This is a genomic window from Marivita sp., assembly GCF_051859345.1.
In the GTDB taxonomy this organism is placed as follows: Bacteria; Pseudomonadota; Alphaproteobacteria; order Rhodobacterales; family Rhodobacteraceae; genus Marivita.
The window spans coordinates 1-626 of sequence record NZ_JBHYFV010000112.1; the positions used below are offsets into that span (position 1 = coordinate 1).

Here is a 626-nt window from a genome sequence, read left to right on the forward strand (position 1 = left end):
GAATTCCGGATCGGCAGCATCGACCCGCGCCTCTACTCGGCATTCATCGAACATATGGGCCGGGCGATCTATTCCGGCATCTACGAGCCTGGACATAGAGAGGCGGACGAGCACGGGTTCAGGCGCGATGTTCTGGAACTGGTGAAAGACCTCAAGATACCCGCGATCCGCTACCCCGGTGGCAATTTCGTATCCGCCTATGACTGGCAGGACGGGATCGGCCCGAAAGACCAGCGCCCGGTCCGACTGGATCTGGCATGGCGGTCCAAGGAGACCAATCAGGTCGGCATCAATGAATTCGCACTCTGGGCCGAGAAAGCCGGAATCGATATGATGCTGGCGATCAATCTGGGCACGCGCGGCCTGCAGGAAGCCCGCGAATTTGTGGAATATGTCAATCACCCCGGCGGTACAACATGGTCCGATCTGCGCCGCAGCCATGGGTATGAAGACCCCTACAATGTGCGCATGTGGTGCCTTGGGAATGAAATGGACGGTCCCTGGCAGACTGGTCAGAAACCTGCAGGCGAATACGGTCGGCTTGCCAATCAGGCCGCAAAAGCGGTCAAGGGGTTCGACAAGTCGCTCGAGACCATCGTTTGCGGCAGCTCCAATGACGCGATGCC

1 pseudogene is annotated in these 626 nt (G+C 58.9%); it reads left to right on the top strand.

Features of this window, described 5'->3' with window-relative positions:
- Positions 1–626 (top strand): annotated as a pseudogene (locus tag ACTIEN_RS22295) (alpha-N-arabinofuranosidase); the annotation flags it as partial.